Source organism: Sedimenticola sp. (assembly GCF_050289425.1).
Classification (GTDB): Bacteria; Pseudomonadota; Gammaproteobacteria; order Chromatiales; family Chromatiaceae; genus Sedimenticola.
On record NZ_JBNKFS010000054.1, the window covers coordinates 555 to 792 of the forward strand.

The 238-nt window shown below is 60.1% G+C and carries 1 pseudogene; it reads right to left on the minus strand.

Annotated elements, in window-relative coordinates:
- A pseudogene (locus tag ACQY5R_RS18180) lies at window positions 1-238 on the minus strand (glutamate 5-kinase); the annotation flags it as partial.

A 238-nucleotide genomic window follows, 5' to 3' on the forward strand; every position in this document is an offset into this window, starting at 1 on the left:
CTAACCCCATCTGCCCAACAGCGGCGGCAGCCTGCAGCTTATGGATTGCCTCGGGGCGACACTGCCAGCCCAGACGCCACATGCCCGCCGCCACCGCCCCGGATGAAACCAACACCACATTCACGCCTTCGCCATGCAATTGGGCGATTTGTGTAACCCAGGATCCGATCGCGTCAACGTCCAGCCCTTTGCCGTCATTGGTTAACAGTGAGCTGCCTACTTTTACAACCCAGCAGCG